Source organism: Paenibacillus sp. FSL R7-0163 (genome assembly GCF_037969975.1).
GTDB lineage: Bacteria > Bacillota > Bacilli > Paenibacillales > Paenibacillaceae > Paenibacillus_AQ > Paenibacillus_AQ odorifer.
Map to the genome: position 1 here is coordinate 3,445,741 of NZ_CP150224.1, position 15,148 is coordinate 3,460,888.

The window sequence follows — 15,148 nt, forward strand, 5'->3', positions numbered from 1 at the left end:
TAGCTGTCTACGTCTCGAAATCAGCTACCTTTTGCTCGATCTTGATCGTATCGGACCCTATTGCACCTATTTGTGATTTTCGGCCCATTTTGCGGCAGTTTCGGACTGTATAGTTCTTATTGCCCTTGATTTGCGCAGAGAAGGAGCGCATTTGAGCGAATAGCTGCAACCGAGTCCGATAGTGTGACAAAATGAGCGGAATCATGGAAATAAGAGCAACTGAGTCCGAACAGTTGCTGAAAAGAACGCCGCCTGCCAAATTTGCTCCTAAACGTGCTGCCCAGTGCTTAAACTAGCTGTCTAGGGCTCAACCTATCTACTCCGTGCGGAATTAGTTACCTATGGCTTAACCTAGCTACTCCGTGCGCAGAATTTGTTACCTGTTGCATAACCTAGCTGTCTACGTCTCGAAATCAGCTACCTTTGCTCGATCTTGATCGTATCGGACCGTATTGCACCTATTTGTGATTTTCGGCCCATTTTGCGGCAGTTTCGGACTGTATAGCTCTTATTGCCCATAATTTGCCCGCAATCGGACCATATTTGAGGGAATAGCTGCAACTGGGTCCGTTAGCTCGAAAAAATGCCTTATATCTGCCTAATAGGGTCTGCTGGGTCCGCATGATTAGGCCCGAAATCAGTTTTTTTGCTTCACTGCAATTTTTTGGAAGTGACAAGCATATTTATAAGACATGCCTTTAATGTGGAGATGTTAAATATGCAGTCATTATTAAGATACGCGATCATCCTGATCGGAAGTTTGCTTATTGCAGCAGCAACTAATTTTTTTCTAGTCCCATATAAAATCCTAGATGGGGGAATAATAGGAATAGCCCTCATCATCAATTATTTATCCGATGCCAAAATCGGTATAGCTGTCCTTCTCTGCAGCTTTCCGATATTCCTGTTAGCCTGGCTGAAGGAACGCGATATCTTTTTCAACAGTATATTAGGCTTATTGACCTCATCGTTTCTCATTGAGCTTCTCGGTCCTTTGCAGTACCACTTTCTGTATTATTTTGAGTTCGGCTCCATTTCCAGCGCCATTATTGGCGGTTTTTTAATGGGAACGGGTCTTGGGCTTATGCTGCGGTTCAAAGCCAGTACAGGCGGAACGGATCTGCTGGCTCAATATATCAAAAGGTATCTCCCACTTAATCTTGGACTCATCATTTTTTTGACGGATTTCATAATTATCGGCGCGGGAGGACTCCTAATTTCTAAAGAAACCTTCTTCCACTCCATCCTCACGATTATCGCTGGGGGTGTGGCCACAGGTCTCTGCACCTTGGAGACTGAAGAGAAATGGAAAAAAATATGAATATACACGATCATATGTTCGTATTATAATAATAAGAAAATCATCTACCGTATCTCTACCTCACCTGGAGAGTGTGAATCTATGAATAAAGAGCGTGTTATTTTGTTATCCGATTGTCAGAGCTTTTACGCCTCCGTGGAGAAGGCCTCTAATCCGCAATACAGCAACAAACCGCTTATTGTCGCCGGAGATCCAGCTAGACGAAGCGGGATTGTGCTTGCCGCTTGTCCGTTAGCCAAATCTTTTGGCATTACTACCGCCGAGACCTTGAAGGAAGCACTCGCGAAATGCCCCGAAGTAATCGTCGTCAGACCGCATATGCAGCAATATATCGATGTTTCCTCCCAAATCACGGACATTCTACGCAAATTCAGTGACCTCGTAGAACCTTATTCCATCGATGAGCAGTTTATTGATATCACCGGCAGCCTCAGCTTATTCGGAAGCCCAAGACAGATCGCTGCGACCATTCAGGACTTAATCCGCAGAAATACAGGTGTGCGCGCACGTATCGGTATAGGTTATTCCAAGGTTACCGCCAAAATGGCTTGCGACCTGTGGGCCAAGAAGAACCCGGAAGGTCTATTTACTCTCACTCAGGAAGAGCTTCCAGATGTACTTTGGCCGCTGCCCATTAGTGAGTTGTTTATGGTAGGCCGCCGCATGTCCGCGCACTTCCAAAGCATGGGCCTCACAACGATAGGCCATTTGGCACAGATGCCGCTAAGCGAGCTGAAATGGCGCATGCGGGAGAAATTCCATAAAAAATGCGATATCGATGCCGAGCTGTATTGGCGAATTGCCAATGGCATCGACGATAGCCCTGTAAGTCCCGCTACCTATGAAGTAGCACCCAAGAGCGTCGGGCACCAAATGACACTGCCACGGGATTACTATACACTGCAAGAGATCAAGACCATCATTCTGGAGCTCTCAGAGCTGGTGTGCAGGCGCAGCCGCAAACTAAAGGTGCATGGTGCAGTCGTGTCTGTTGGCTGCCAAGGCGCCAGCTTTGATGACCCCAGCGGCTTCTCGAGGCAGACTACGATGAGCGATCCTACGAATGCAACCCAGCTGGTATACGAGGCCGCCCTCGCTCTTTTCAAACAGCATTGGGAAGGTCAGCCTGTGCGCCGAATTCATCTAAGCCTGTCCAATCTGTCTGACGAAAGCCAATATCAGCTAACCTTATTTGAGTCGCGCCCCCGCTACCGCGAGCTCGAACGGGCCACTGATGCGCTGAAGAATAAATACGGAGAATCGATCATTGGACGCGCCGCATCGTTCACAGATGCCGGACAACTTAAGGACAGATCCGGAAAAATTGGCGGGCACTATAAATAAACAGTGCATCTTTATACATTTTATTTCTTAAACTATATTAAAATATATCCCATATCGTTTATAATGCTATATTGAGGTTGTTATTTTCACACAATGAAGCGACAATCATAAGTATATACACATAGATATGTAACATTCCAGGGGAGGACCGGAGAAGTTGGAAAGCACGAGCAACACTAACACTACCTATTATGAAATCGTTGATCTCTGTCTTCTTGCTGGCAAGATCATGCTGCAAAACGGTGCAGAAACCTACAGAGTAGAAGATACAATGACACGTATGGCTGCTTCTCTCGGTTTTCCAGGGGCACACAGTTATGTGACGCCAACCGTTATTATGTTCACCACAAATAGAACGGAACCCGTTAAGTTATATCGGATTGCCGAGCGAACCACAGATCTGCAGAAAGTCTCGGAGGTTAATGATATCTCGCGGCGTCTGAACGAGCGTCAGATTACAGCCGAGGAAGCTCGGACACGATTAGGAGAGGTCGATGATGCCGCACATGCGTATCCGGTATGGCTGCAAATCATAGCTGCGGCACTTACCGGCGCTTGCTTCACCGTTATGTTTAAAGGCAGCTTGTGGGATGCTCTCCCCGCATTGCCGATTTCCGGGTTAGGTTATGCTGCGGTTATCTACCTGCATCGTCTTGTGCAGACTAGATTTTTTGCAGAGTTCTCTGCTTCCTTCCTGATCGGACTTCTAGCCTTCTATTCTGTAAAGCTGGGTATAGGTCAAGAAATGGACAAAATCATCATCGGCTCCGTGATGCCTCTAGTACCCGGTCTACTCATTACAAATGCCGTTCGTGATCTGATGGCCGGTCATCTGGTCTCAGGCATATCCAAAGGAGCCGATGCCTTTCTAACTGCTTTTGCGATCGGTACAGGCATTGGGCTTGTACTATCACTATTTTAATTCTCCATGTGAAAGAGGTTAGCCCTTCATGATTTTGCAACTTATAACCAGTTTTATCGCCGCGGCAACCTTCTGTATTTTATTTAATGCGCCTAAGCGCGCTCTACTGCAGTGTGGTTTTGCTGGAATGGTAGGCTGGATGGTGTATGTAATCCTTGATGTAGAGTGTGGGCCTGTTGTTGCTACGTTTGCGGCTACTGTAGTGGTGGGCATCGTCAGCCAGTTATTTGCACGATCCTTCAAAATGCCGGTTATTATTTTTAGTGTAGGCGGCATTATCCCACTTGTTCCGGGTGGCCTTGCTTACGATGCTATGCGCAGATTTGTGGAAGAAAACTATAATCTGGCTGTAGAAATCGCTGTTCGGGCATTAATGCTCTCTGGCGCAATTGCAGCTGGACTTGTACTGAGTGAAGTTATCGGACAAATGTTCCGCCGGCGTGCAAGCAAAGCATAATCTTCATACAACCAACGTCATCTCATAGATTCAAAAAAAAGAAATCGTCTCTTGGTATAATGAGGATCATCCGTCCCTCTTCCAAGAAGCGATTTCTTTGTTTACTGTCCTATCTACACAAGTACTGCTACAGGTTCGACCTCCGAATCAATACTATTGATCCGGTTATTTTTAATCCAAGAAAGTCCTACGGTACCCTCACCCGCATGAACAGCCACGGCAGGAATGTAAGTCATAATCTCCGTACGTAAATCAGGTGCCATCTCTTTGATGTCTTCTTCTAGCTTCAGCGCCATTTCTAAATTATTGGAATGCATGATGCACACATCGCTAACAAGTCCAGCATCCTGTTTAAAGATATCTAACAGCGCCTGCTTCGTCTTCTTCATCGTACGGATTTTTTCCACAACAATGACCTTACCCTCGTCAAAACGCAGCAGCAAATTTATCCGCAATAATTGACTAAGCACTACTTGTGTACCAGAAACACGCCCACTACGGTGAAGCTGGGACAAGCTTGCAGGAATTAAGTAGAAGGACATATTTTGAATGATATTCTCTATCTTTTCTTTAATTTCTAGGGCAGTAAAGCCCATCTTGTGCCAATGAATACCTCGCGTGATCATTTCCCGAATCGGATAAGCGCCAACCTTGGAATCAATTCCAATAACATTAGCTTCCGCTATTTCAGCACCTTGCATGGAAGCATTGTATGTTCCGCTAAGCCCTGTCGAAAGATGCACAGCAATAATCTCATCATATTCTTCCTTCAACCGTTCGTATAACTCGATAAACTCACCGATTGGCGGCTGTGAGCTGCCTACTTGATCATGCTGACGCATTTTCTCATAGAACTCATCGATCGTAATATCTATATTTTCTTTATAACACTCGTTGTTAATAATCAGACGTAAAGGAACAATATACACATGGTTGTTCTTGGCGAACTCAGGATCGATTGTACATGTACTGTCGGTTACCCAGGCAATTGATTTCATGGTCACTTGTCACTTCTCTCTTTCATGAAAGGAATAGTAGAATGTTTGAAGAGACAAGGGCCACTAAACCTTCTCGGCCAATGAATCACTCTCTCATCCTGTACAATCAACATACGAATAGACCAGCGGTTTAGGAAGTCCTCGTGCGTATTCGTAAATTATACAAGATAACGAGCGATAAGATAGGCAAAACAGGACGATAATGCAAATTTTATTCATCTTTTTTCAACTTTATTCGACATTATTTCACATTATGTATGACGAATATACCTATCCTAATAGAGCCACTTCATGTTATGTAAAAGCCTAACCACAGCAAAAATATCCCCGTCCCCGCCCTCACCGTTCTTGCATAAATCAGCGCTTGGTAGTTACATTAATAGGTACTCTTTACAGTTGTTACAGTACGGGGCTAAGTTATGATTTGGTCAGATTTGGCCCGGCATCTGTCAATTTGTCCAACTTTCCCTGTTGGCGGGTTGCGCTCGCCTTTATGAAGATCAGTTACCTTCTGCTGTGATAAAGCTTAGCTTATTACGGTGTAAGTAAGTCTACCGTCCAGTTTTTCTCCTGAATTTTAAAATCCAACTCCCGATAAGACTTAGACAGCTCATCAATCTGCTTCTGAATCTGGGCGACATCCACCGTTCTCTGGAAACGAACCTCAGAGCGGCTGTACCGATCCTGAGTGATCGATGCTTGCTCAAGCAAATCGCTAAAAAGCTTCCGCAGCTGAAGCATTTTATCCCGTTCGGCTAGGGCATCAGCAATACTCCACTTCTCATTGAAGGCCACAGATGAATTCGTTCGATTAATTGCTCGAATCAAAATCGTCTGCTCGTTAACAGCTATTTCCAGCTCACGCAAAAGAGCCTCCGGCTGTTCTGCCGGTTCTTCCCCTTCCTGCACCTTAACGACCCGATCGAGCCGCTGCTTTAGCTGCGCGATTTTACGAGTAAGATCACTTCGGTTCACTAATGCTTCCGCAAGTTTCATATTTGAGTTCCCCCTAAGATTTTCTGATAGCTGGCGATATCCAGTCTTCGACCAAATTTACAGCCAATCTCCTTGAAGTAGGCGCATTGTTCATATCCATTCTTTGAGAAAAGCTGGCGACTGCGTTCATTCTCTGCGCAAACGGTAGCTACTAACACATGGAAATCCAGTTCGGCAGCTCTCTCTTCAATAAAGCGTAAGGCATGCTGTCCTATTCTTTTACCCACACAAGCCGGTTTCAAATACACACTAATCTCCCCAGAGCTATCATAAGCCGGCTTACTCTTATGTCTAGCAATCAGAACATAGCCCTGAATAACATTATCCCAGGATAATATAACGTATGATTTGAACCGCGGATCATCATTCATCACTGATTGCCGCATTTCGTCCAAACTTAAAGGCTCGGTATGAAAAGAAACCGTAGTGTTCAGCACGTAATAGTTATAAATATCGAGTACATCCGACAGATGCTCTTCGCGAATTTCAGTGAATAACAAACTTTCTCCCATTACTTTGTTCAACACAGCTAATCCTCCCAAATGGATGTTTCCAAATGATCGACGAACTTGCGTAATTTACCGGCTAGCTTGCGGTTAATGGTTCCATCCTGGTACATTTGCTGGACCTTATCCCGTTGCTCCTGAATAGCTTTCAGTTTCAATTCCAGCTTTTGATCATCAACAAGACCATCTTTAGTCCAGCCTTGTCCCTGCTGGAGGCGTGAGATCAGCTTCTCGTAACTGTCTGCGACCTTCTCAGCTGCTTTACGGTTGTTCTCATTCTTACTTGCATTAATAGCAGCAATCGCTGCATGGGACATAGAGATCTTAGCTTTTCTGGCACACTCAGCCTGTTGCAGCATCAGTTGACTAGCTTCCCCTTCATTCTGGCCAGAGAACATCCCCGCAAACAGCCGTCTAATCTCTGTAATGGAGATTCTGATCTGAGAGTTTAGACTTCTGGCTAGAAAGACTTCACTATGATCCAAGAATTCTTCCATCTTCAGCGCCACTGAGGCAGGAATCTCATTGTTGGCCAGCAATTGGCTCAGCTCTTTGCGTTCGGCATGCAGACCCACAATCCTTGCTTCAACCCCAAGTCGGCGGAAGTTCTCCAATGCGGGGTCATTCGCCTGATCTTCGCGGTTAAGACTATAAACTTTTTCTTTAAACTCACTCAAAGCTGGCAATGCAGATTCCTTGCTCTCTTCTGTCATCATACTTTGAAGCAAGGTTATCCCGGCGGCAACAACCTTAGATTTGGCCGCCTGCTCAACCTCAGTATCACCCGGTTCAGCAACCGGCTCTTCTTTACCTGCGAGAATTGGTAAAAAGATACTAGCGATCAGCAGTGACATCAGAATCACACCCGCAGCGATAAAGATAATTAGATCACGTTCAGGAAAAGGTGAGCCATCCCCTAACACAAAAGGAATCGAGAAGGCACCGGCTAAAGTAACCGCGCCTCGCACTCCTGAAATTGTCAGGATTAGCATAGACTTAATAGACGACTTTTCCATTTTTTGCAGGCCGGCGCCAGCCAGGGAGAACACATACACCCATATAAAACGCAGCACAAAAAGCAGCAACGTTATCGCTAATACATAACCAATCACCATAAGATTGTCCACAGCTGTATCCCGGTAGATCACTTCAATAACATCTGGAATCGACAACCCGAGAATAAGGAAGACCAAGCCATTCAAGATGTAGAGCAGCACAGACCATGTGCTGGCGGACACCAGCTGTAGCTTATACTGTGGCGAAACTGCACGGTCCTTCTCGACAGCATGAATTATGCCTGCTGCAACCACAGCTAAAATACCGGATACCCCTATTTCTTCACTAATCAGATACACAATGAAAGGAGTCAGGATTTGCAGCAGCACATGCACTGTGATGTCCTCCATCCCCAGTCTGCGAATAAATACGCTGAACCGAATCAGGAGGAACGCGAGTATTGCTCCGACAATTAGTCCACCTAGAGCAATAATCACAAAGCTAATGGAGGCTTTCGGCAAAGAAAATATGCCTGTAACAGCTGCTGCAATAGCAAAGTTAAACGCAACAAGACCAGAGGCATCATTCATCAATGATTCACCCTCTAGAATACGATGAATACTCTTGGGAAGATGTACTCTCCCAGCGATTGCGCTTACCGCCACAGCATCTGTCGGCGATAAGATCGCTGCCAGCGCAAAAGCAGCTGCGAGTGGAATGGTGGGGATCATCCAGTTAATGGAATATCCAGCGATAAGCACTGTAGCAAATACCAAGCCTAGTGCCAGCATTAAGATTGGAGCACGCAGGTTCCATAACTCATTTCTTGGTGTTCGCTTTCCGTCATTGAACAAAAGCGGCGCAATAAATAACACGAAAAACAACTCTGGCTCCAGTGACATATGTATTCCCAAAGGCAATAGTACGACCACTACACCCAAGCCAATTTGTATTAAGGGTATCGGCACGAAGGGAATGAATCGGTTTATGATGTTGGATATTGCGATAAGCCCAAGTAGGACGAGTACAACTAGAAATGTCTCCAAACCACATCAACTCCCTTTTTTTTATTTGATTATTATATCGCAAAGCTTTAGGCAAGGGCAAAATCTAGCAAAAGATTCTCAATAATAAAATCCCCTACAAATTCCACAAAAATTCCATCAGATATATATTGACATAAATATTTATTTGTGTTATAATAAAATATTTACCCATTGTGTTCGTTTCTAGTTTTGAGTAATATATGCATTAGCCTCACGGCGTCGCTCTTATTATCAATCACGGAGGGATATTATGTACATTGCTCAAGGAATAGAAATGCTCGAGATTACAGCGCAGGTTATGGGTGGAAAAGACACGATTTACCCCACGCTACTCTGGGATGGACATGCCGCCGTACTCGTCGATACCGGATTCCCGGGTCTGCTCTCTAATTTCAAAGAGGCTCTAAAAGAAGCGGATGTGCCTTGGCAGAAGCTCCGCACCCTTATTATCACGCATCAGGATTTAGACCATATCGGTTGCCTCCCTGCCCTATTGGCTGATGAAGATCTAGAGCTTACTGTTCTGGCTCATGAAATTGAGCAGCCCTATATTCAAGGAGAGCGAATGCTCCTTAAGCACACTCCCGAAGCATTAGCGGCGGCAGCGGCTATGATCCCAGCTCATGTACCTGAGGAGTGGCGGCGTGCCTTCCTCTCTGTATTAGCCCATCCTCCTAAAGGAAAAGTGGATCAAACGCTTGTGGATGGAGAAAAGTTACCTTTTGCCGGTGGAATTACGGTGATCCATACCCCAGGCCATAGCCCAGGGCATCTCAGTCTTTACCATCATGATAGCCGTACACTTATTGCTGCCGATGCCTTGACCGTTCAGAATGGCGAGCTACAGGGTCCCACTCCTTCCGCCACACCTGACATGGAGCTGGCTTTGTCCTCTCTGACCAAGTTCTCTGAGTATGAGATCGATACGGTCATTTGTTATCACGGCGGACGCTACCGCGGAGATGCAAACAGACGTATTGCTGAACTAGCAGAAGGAAAAGGAAAGCTGTAATTGTACAAAAGAAGACAGAGCCTGAAATCCGGCTCTGTCTTCTTTTTTCATATATGATCGCTATTCTTAATTATCACTTAAGACTCTGAACCCACCGTAAACCGTTCACGAATATGCTGCGGCTGTTCGATTTCATCAACAATAGCAACGGCATAGTCTTCGTAGCTGACATAACTCTCGCCTTTGGAGTTCACCAGAAGATTATCCTTACCTTTTACATAAGAGCCCGTTCTTGTGCCAATGGCAAAATTAGCAGATGGACTAACAAAGGTCCAAGAGAGTGAATCTGTTCCTTGTAGTATCTCCAAATTCTTAGCTTGATTCGTCGCTGTTGGCTTAATGAAGTCAGGAAAGTCATTCGTATCCGCTACTTTAAGCGTTTTGGCTTCATCTACATAAAGACTTCCTGCACCGCCAACTACAATCAATCTTGTATCGGGCGAAGCCTTCAAAGCTTCAATAAGCACATTCCCGGCATCCACATGCAGATGTTCTTGTCCAAACGGCGCACCAAAAGCATTCACAACCACGTCGAACCCCTGCAAATCTTCAGTGGTAAGCGCAAATACATCCTTTTCGATGACATTCGCTTTCCTATTTGTTACTTTAGATGCATCCCGTACAATCGCTGTAACTTCATGACCTCTATCCAACGCTTCCTGCGTAATTCGACTTCCAGCTTTTCCACTTGCTCCAACAACTGCGATTTTCATATGATTGTCCTCCTGAGTTTACGATGTTTTCGCTTTAGTATTTATATCAAGAAGCTCCTGAACGATGGTTCTATCGATATCGAGATCAAATTTTCTCCCCCAAAAGCATTCCGTGCCCCGTTGAGTGATCCGATCATAGTCTTCTATCGTTAGTGTTCTAGGATAATCCGGTCCTGTTTCCCAATCTGTATACCGCTTAATTTCATTCAGTACATGCATCTTATAAACGCTATTCAAAATTATCGTATGGAAAAAGATTTCATCTCCACATAAAGTGTTCCTAAAAAATCTGACGTATTCCGGAGAGCTTTTTGTAAAATCCAAGATGTATTCCATACATTCACCTGTAATTGACATCCAGTTCGAGCCTTTATATAAACCTTTCGGCAAAGCGCCTAATTTTCTTTGCAGAAACGGAACGCTCATAATTAGTTTAATGTACCTCATTCTGATCGCTGTCATACGCCGGGTCCTTGAGATGAGGAACCTAGGATAATAAACTGAGACCCGCTCGTAACATCCCCAAGTTTCCGCTGCATTAGGCAGCTGCAAATACTTCACAAATTCCTTACCCTCATTCATCTTAAAGAAATCTAGAATCACTTCATTTGAAGCTAGAGGCAGATCCTGACCGCTTAAGATGTGAATATAATTGAAATCCCCATGTTCTTTGATCAGCGAAAAGCACTTCAAAATACATTCAATTTGACTGTAATGCCCCCACTGTACATCAATAGGCTTTTCCACAAAATGAATATCGTTACGATGAATAATATCAGCCTCAATATTACTTTTCTGATCGACATGCAGGAAAAACTCTACGGACTCGTTAGTTAAACTATCGATTAGCATATTGATCTGCTCCGGATTTTTATGACAGAGAATTATATACGCCATTTTGAATGCTTCCAACAAACTTCACCCTTCCGCCCACCTATTTCCAATATTATAAAATAAATGGACGAAAATGGATATAGATTTATCTTTCTAAAACAAGTCTGATTCCAATGTTCCATGGATCTTGGAATGTAGGATTTCCATTCTCTTCTGTAACTGCGTAACCAGCCTGCCGAACTCGCTCCACCACAGCGTTACGTTCCTCTTCATTCGCAAGAATTAATGTGAAATAATCAATCCCTACAGTATCAGCTGGAGCCGCAGGTGCACCCTGTCCGGCCCAAACATTCAGCCCGATATGGTGATGATAGCCACCAGCAGAGATAAACATAGCAGCACTTCCATAATTGGCTGTTAGTTCAAAACCAAGCAAATCGACGTAGAAGGCTTTCGCCTTATTTAAATTCCCCACATGAAAGTGTACATGCCCAATCACTGTTCCTGCTGGCAGCCCGTTCCATGATAAACCTTCAGAAGCAGCCAGTAGTCCATCTACATCCACTGGATCAGTGGACATCATTACATGCCCTTCCGCATCATATTTCCATTCACTCTTAGGTCGATCTCGATAAATTTCAATCCCATTATTATCTGGATCCTGAATATACAGTGCTTCACTGACCAGATGATCGCCCTGCCCCACCTCAATCCCCGAAGAGATCAAATTACGCACAACCAATCCAAGGCTAGGACGATCTGGAACAAGGATAGCAAAATGATACAACCCAGCCACAGAATTAGGACGGATCACCCGCGCATTTTCAATCTCCCGCAAAATCAATAACACATTCTGACCGTCAGCGGTCATTTCAACTTTGCGGCCAGTCTGCCGTAAAACGCTTAATCCCACAACATTCTGATAAAAGGTGAGCGAACGCTCCAAATTACTTACTCTAATCTGCACCAGACCGATCTGAGTGTCTGGTTGAAGTATTGTTTTAGTCTTCATTATAAATTCCTCCTAATCGCGCTGTAACTGTTATAGTTACAAATTAACTATCTTTAGTATAGTTACCTTCTATATGTTTGTCAATTACCTATAAAAAAATCATGTCGACTGGTTCACAGCCAAACATGATTCACAAGAACATATAAGAAGTAATTCAAAAAAAGGTTTCCGGGTATTTCAACTCTCCCTTAATCCTCTGCAGTACGCCTTCCTTCAGCTCACAGACCATAAAGACTCTCTCCGGTACCTCAAACTGCTTCAACTCGAGCCCATGTGGCCCTGCGGGTTGAAATCCGAATCTTGGGTAATATTCGGGATGCCCGATCAAAAAAACAAGCTCATATCCAAGCGTTCTACATCTTTCTAACCCTTCTTGGATCAGCGCCTTGCCGATTCCTTGCTTCTGAACGTTCGGCAGAACAGCTAATGGGGCTAACGCAATCACATCAGATAACTTCTCCCCATCTTGAACTACAGCCTTACTTAACAGTAGATGTCCTACAATCTCATTATCCTTTTCCGCTACAATCGAGAGCTCCGGGATAAACCCCTGCGAATTTCTAATGTTTTCGACCAACCGCGCTTCATCTTCCCGATCACCAAAAGCCTTAACATTCACTTGAAATACTCCATTATAGTCTGCCACAGTTTCTGTTCTAATTCTCATTTTTGTTGCTCCATTCCAGAAAATATTCGGATACACTGGATTCCAGAAGGCCGATCAAATCTTCATCCATATACTTATAGTCATCAGCTATGTTCAGGCAAATTATTTTTTTGCCAATTACACAACCTCTAAATTTATCTTGAATTCTTCGAACATGTTTCTTCTCCATCACAAAAATCACATCCGCCCAACCCAAATGCCCTTCAGAAATTTTGATTCTGGCATGATCTTCAGTCCCTGCAGATCTCACTTCATGACCATCAATTCCTTGAAAGATCTTCTCCGCAGTTAGACTCCGCCAGCGATTCTGGCTGCAGACAAACAGTAGTTTAATAAGTGCACCTTCCTTATCCGATTGTTAAAAAGATATTTATTGTCTCGCCTGCTTCGTGTATTCAATCAACCAACAATCTCTTAGCTCTCCTTCATGTTGCTCGTGCTGTTCAAGGTATTTCTTCTTCACAAAGCCAATCTTCTCATATACTCTAAGGGCTCTCTTATTCCAGGCTTGCGGGTCCATGACAATTTTGTCCGCTTGTTTTATTTCGATAAGATACTTAACCGTTTCTTTAATGAGCCGTGAACCAATTCCTTGATTCCATAAAACAGGCTCGCCAATGAACTGGTCCATCCCAAAGATTTGACCTTTGAATCCCACGTAGCCGTACACTTCTAATTCTTCATCATCTATAAGATAGAACTGGAGATAACCTATATCCCGCTCCTTGTATTGCACTATACACCGCGTGACTTCTGCTTGCTCGTCGTAAAAATGCTCCCTCACCAGCTCCAAATCATGCGGGCGATCACGGCCTTCATAGAACTCCAGTACAACGGGATCTGAGAGCCATTTTACAAGTAATGCGGCATCGTTTAACTCAAGTGTTCTCAGTCTGATCTCTTGCTTTTCAAAAATAATCATAACGCGCCATACAGTTCATAAAGAGGTCTGTAGCTTGGATGTTCTTCTATTTCCGTTACGACAACACCTTGCTCGGAGTCAATCACACGGTAGGCTTTAGCTACTTCTCTGGTCGACATCACTTTATATTCATTATCTTTATAGATGATTGCACAATTGTTATCCACCGCGATTCCCGGCAGACCTCCACCTTTAACCATGCGTGTAAAATCTTCAACCCGAATATCCTCATTATAATGCGGACAATGAATGCCCGGCAGAATCCCCATGGCTGCAAGCTTGATATACTGCCATTCACCCTGGTCGTCGAACGCTTCAGAGTCACTATGCCCATATTCAAACCAACAGATGGAACCTGCGCTAAGCCCGGCCAATACGGTTCCAGAGGAATAAGCTTCTTTCAAAAGCGTATCTACCCCTGTATTTTTCCAAATCTCCAGCATCTTTCGGGTATTGCCTCCACCAACATAAATCAAATCAGCAGCTGTAATTAAATCTGTAATCTCATCCTGAGTGTAGGTTTGGCTCACAAGCAATAAGTGACTTGTTTCACATCCGAGAATATCGCCATATACTTTGCTAAAAGTATCACAATACCCCGGCGCATCACTACTGGCTGTTGGAATAAATAACGCCTTCGGCTTAGCCTTTTGAGTTAGCTGCACAACTTCACGATCAATTTCCAGCGTTTCAAGCTCGATTAACTCTCCCCCGCCAATAACTACGATAGTGCCCATGTTTTCCCCTTCTTTCACTAGGATTACATCCTATTGCTTACTCTTGGCTTACCGATGCTTGCAAAATATTCCTCTGCCAAAATGCTGTAAATCTCCAGATCCACCAGCCCTTTACCTGACCATACATGCGCCTGCCTTAACGTGCCTTCTTTCGTAAAGCCATTTTTCAAAAGCACCCGCTTCGATCGTTCATTAAAGGGCATAACCTCAGCTTGAATTCGATTGACTTCTGCAGTCTCAAATAAATATTTCACCACTAACTGAATGGCCTGAGCTGCAATCCCTTTGCCCCAATAAGGTTCCGCCAAAAAGTAACCGATCGTCACCATATCCACCTTTTGATTAAAATCCATAACTTCGATGATACCTAGCAGTATGTAAGGGTTATTTTTGAGGAAAATCCCCCATTTCACTCTCACCCCTTTGGTAAAATCACGTTCGAAATGACCGATCATATTCTTGACTGTATCTTTATTATGTTTCGGAATAATCCCACAGTACTCAAACACTTGATCATTGCTATATATCCCAAATACCTCATTAAGGTTGCTGACTTCAATCTTTTTCAGTAATAATTGCTCGGATTCCAAAGTAGGGAATTGCTCAAATACGTGACTAAGCTTCAATTTGTTCCCTCCATTACTTTTTGATGGCTTGGATTAAGG

17 protein-coding genes are annotated in these 15,148 nt (G+C 44.1%); 5 read left to right on the top strand and 12 right to left on the bottom strand.

Annotated elements, in window-relative coordinates; genetic code table 11:
* Window positions 1–718 precede the first annotated feature (718 nt).
* The 4 genes from NST45_RS15410 (at window position 719) to NST45_RS15425 (ending at window position 4,044) form a co-directional block, all read left to right on the top strand.
* Complete coding sequence (locus NST45_RS15410; RefSeq protein ID WP_036685975.1) at window positions 719–1,321, top strand: YitT family protein; 603 nt, start codon at window positions 719–721, stop codon at window positions 1,319–1,321.
* A gap of 81 nt (window positions 1,322–1,402) precedes the next feature.
* Window positions 1,403–2,665: a DNA polymerase IV gene (locus tag NST45_RS15415; RefSeq protein WP_036685972.1), complete on the top strand. Its 1,263-nt coding sequence runs from the start codon at window positions 1,403–1,405 to the stop codon at window positions 2,663–2,665.
* A 157-nt stretch (window positions 2,666–2,822) separates the two neighbouring features.
* Entirely contained in the window at window positions 2,823–3,587 is a 765-nt protein-coding gene (locus NST45_RS15420; protein ID WP_051491428.1) for a threonine/serine exporter family protein, read from the top strand.
* Window positions 3,588–3,615: 28 nt separating this feature from the next.
* Entirely contained in the window at window positions 3,616–4,044 is a 429-nt protein-coding gene (locus NST45_RS15425; RefSeq protein WP_036685970.1) for a threonine/serine exporter family protein, read from the top strand.
* A 113-nt stretch (window positions 4,045–4,157) separates the two neighbouring features.
* Here NST45_RS15425 and NST45_RS15430 read toward each other — a convergent pair whose 3' ends face one another.
* The 4 genes from NST45_RS15430 to NST45_RS15445 all read right to left on the bottom strand — a co-directional run bounded on the left by NST45_RS15430 (window position 4,158) and on the right by NST45_RS15445 (window position 8,586).
* Window positions 4,158–5,042 carry a DegV family protein gene (locus tag NST45_RS15430; protein ID WP_076105516.1) on the bottom strand — a complete coding sequence of 295 codons (885 nt, stop codon included), beginning with the start codon at window positions 5,040–5,042 and terminating at the stop codon, window positions 4,158–4,160.
* 534 nt (window positions 5,043–5,576) lie between these two features.
* Complete coding sequence (locus NST45_RS15435) at window positions 5,577–6,038, bottom strand: DIP1984 family protein (RefSeq protein ID WP_038570144.1); 462 nt, start codon at window positions 6,036–6,038, stop codon at window positions 5,577–5,579.
* Window positions 6,035–6,565, bottom strand: coding sequence for a GNAT family N-acetyltransferase (locus NST45_RS15440; RefSeq protein WP_244886468.1), 531 nt, complete (start codon window positions 6,563–6,565; stop codon window positions 6,035–6,037). The genes NST45_RS15435 and NST45_RS15440 overlap by 4 nt, the downstream gene beginning before the upstream one ends.
* 2 nt (window positions 6,566–6,567) lie before the next feature.
* Window positions 6,568–8,586 (bottom strand): Na+/H+ antiporter, encoded by a 2,019-nt coding sequence (locus NST45_RS15445; protein WP_036685967.1) that lies wholly within the window; start codon window positions 8,584–8,586, stop codon window positions 6,568–6,570.
* 250 nt (window positions 8,587–8,836) lie between these two features.
* Here NST45_RS15445 and NST45_RS15450 point away from each other — a divergent pair, with 250 nt between their 5' ends.
* Window positions 8,837–9,598 carry an MBL fold metallo-hydrolase gene (locus tag NST45_RS15450; protein ID WP_339279695.1) on the top strand — a complete coding sequence of 254 codons (762 nt, stop codon included), beginning with the start codon at window positions 8,837–8,839 and terminating at the stop codon, window positions 9,596–9,598.
* 77 nt (window positions 9,599–9,675) lie between these two features.
* Here NST45_RS15450 and NST45_RS15455 read toward each other — a convergent pair whose 3' ends face one another.
* The 8 genes from NST45_RS15455 to NST45_RS15490 all read right to left on the bottom strand — a co-directional run bounded on the left by NST45_RS15455 (window position 9,676) and on the right by NST45_RS15490 (window position 15,109).
* Complete coding sequence (locus tag NST45_RS15455; RefSeq protein WP_036685963.1) at window positions 9,676–10,311, bottom strand: NAD(P)-dependent oxidoreductase; 636 nt, start codon at window positions 10,309–10,311, stop codon at window positions 9,676–9,678.
* 18 nt (window positions 10,312–10,329) lie between these two features.
* Window positions 10,330–11,208 carry a beta-1,6-N-acetylglucosaminyltransferase gene (locus tag NST45_RS15460; RefSeq protein ID WP_036686534.1) on the bottom strand — a complete coding sequence of 293 codons (879 nt, stop codon included), beginning with the start codon at window positions 11,206–11,208 and terminating at the stop codon, window positions 10,330–10,332.
* A gap of 82 nt (window positions 11,209–11,290) precedes the next feature.
* Complete coding sequence (locus NST45_RS15465; protein ID WP_339279694.1) at window positions 11,291–12,157, bottom strand: VOC family protein; 867 nt, start codon at window positions 12,155–12,157, stop codon at window positions 11,291–11,293.
* 154 nt (window positions 12,158–12,311) lie between these two features.
* On the bottom strand, window positions 12,312–12,824 hold the full coding sequence (locus NST45_RS15470; protein WP_036685959.1) for an N-acetyltransferase: 513 nt from the start codon (window positions 12,822–12,824) through the stop codon (window positions 12,312–12,314).
* Window positions 12,814–13,158 carry a protein tyrosine phosphatase gene (locus NST45_RS15475; RefSeq protein ID WP_076100670.1) on the bottom strand — a complete coding sequence of 115 codons (345 nt, stop codon included), beginning with the start codon at window positions 13,156–13,158 and terminating at the stop codon, window positions 12,814–12,816. Before NST45_RS15475 ends, NST45_RS15470 begins: the two co-directional genes overlap by 11 nt.
* Window positions 13,159–13,194: 36 nt before the next feature.
* Window positions 13,195–13,746, bottom strand: a complete 552-nt coding sequence (locus NST45_RS15480) for a GNAT family N-acetyltransferase (RefSeq protein WP_036685956.1) — start codon at window positions 13,744–13,746, stop codon at window positions 13,195–13,197.
* Window positions 13,743–14,501, bottom strand: a complete 759-nt coding sequence (locus NST45_RS15485; protein WP_141240364.1) for a peptidase E — start codon at window positions 14,499–14,501, stop codon at window positions 13,743–13,745. Before NST45_RS15485 ends, NST45_RS15480 begins: the two co-directional genes overlap by 4 nt.
* Before the next feature lie 5 nt (window positions 14,502–14,506).
* Entirely contained in the window at window positions 14,507–15,109 is a 603-nt protein-coding gene (locus tag NST45_RS15490) for a GNAT family protein (RefSeq protein ID WP_051491425.1), read from the bottom strand.
* Window positions 15,110–15,148: the final 39 nt, after the last annotated feature.

Bases quoted from the DNA above. Each gene is read 5' to 3' on its own strand.
- NST45_RS15410 (WP_036685975.1), top strand. From the start codon at position 719: ATGCAGTCATTATTAAGATACGCGATCATCCTGATCGGAAGTTTGCTT.
- NST45_RS15415 (WP_036685972.1), top strand. From the start codon at position 1,403: ATGAATAAAGAGCGTGTTATTTTGTTATCCGATTGTCAGAGCTTTTAC.
- NST45_RS15425 (WP_036685970.1), top strand. From the start codon at position 3,616: ATGATTTTGCAACTTATAACCAGTTTTATCGCCGCGGCAACCTTCTGT.
- NST45_RS15430 (WP_076105516.1), bottom strand. From the start codon at position 5,042: ATGAAATCAATTGCCTGGGTAACCGACAGTACATGTACAATCGATCCT.
- NST45_RS15435 (WP_038570144.1), bottom strand. From the start codon at position 6,038: ATGAAACTTGCGGAAGCATTAGTGAACCGAAGTGATCTTACTCGTAAA.
- NST45_RS15450 (WP_339279695.1), top strand. From the start codon at position 8,837: ATGTACATTGCTCAAGGAATAGAAATGCTCGAGATTACAGCGCAGGTT.
- NST45_RS15455 (WP_036685963.1), bottom strand. From the start codon at position 10,311: ATGAAAATCGCAGTTGTTGGAGCAAGTGGAAAAGCTGGAAGTCGAATT.
- NST45_RS15460 (WP_036686534.1), bottom strand. From the start codon at position 11,208: ATGGCGTATATAATTCTCTGTCATAAAAATCCGGAGCAGATCAATATG.
- NST45_RS15465 (WP_339279694.1), bottom strand. From the start codon at position 12,157: ATGAAGACTAAAACAATACTTCAACCAGACACTCAGATCGGTCTGGTG.
- NST45_RS15470 (WP_036685959.1), bottom strand. From the start codon at position 12,824: ATGAGAATTAGAACAGAAACTGTGGCAGACTATAATGGAGTATTTCAA.
- NST45_RS15480 (WP_036685956.1), bottom strand. From the start codon at position 13,746: ATGATTATTTTTGAAAAGCAAGAGATCAGACTGAGAACACTTGAGTTA.